The sequence below is a fragment of the Adlercreutzia equolifaciens genome, from assembly GCF_029076695.1.
GTDB lineage: Bacteria > Actinomycetota > Coriobacteriia > Coriobacteriales > Eggerthellaceae > Adlercreutzia > Adlercreutzia equolifaciens_A.
In genome coordinates this window covers 1-293 of sequence record NZ_JARFIK010000524.1, presented here as the reverse complement: position 1 = coordinate 293, position 293 = coordinate 1, and the positions used below count along the sequence as shown (strand labels likewise).

1 protein-coding gene is annotated in these 293 nt (G+C 58.7%); it reads left to right on the top strand.

Annotated elements, in window-relative coordinates; translation table 11 throughout:
* The coding region (locus tag PZH32_RS13460; RefSeq protein WP_275208756.1) for a hypothetical protein at positions 1-293 on the top strand (293 nt) is incomplete at both ends.

Below are 293 nucleotides of genomic sequence, written 5' to 3'. Positions count from 1 at the left end.
CGTGGTCGTGCCTACTTGGTTCTTGCTGGTAGCTGTTTGTATCTGGGTGGCCTACAAGCCTACGCCCGAATTGCTGAAATACCCCGATGCTGTTCGCGTCTTAGCCTATCTGGGCCTGGCGGTCTCATTTTCGGGAATGGCCTATGCCCTGCTCGACAAGCGCCTTCTTCGGCGCTTCATTCCGTTACTCAAAGGGCAGACGTTTGGCAAGGGGCTGCTTATTGGCGGCGCGGTGGCCATGGGCGGCTTCCTGTTTATGGCAGTGCTGGTTTTGGCGGCCTCTTCGGCGGGGC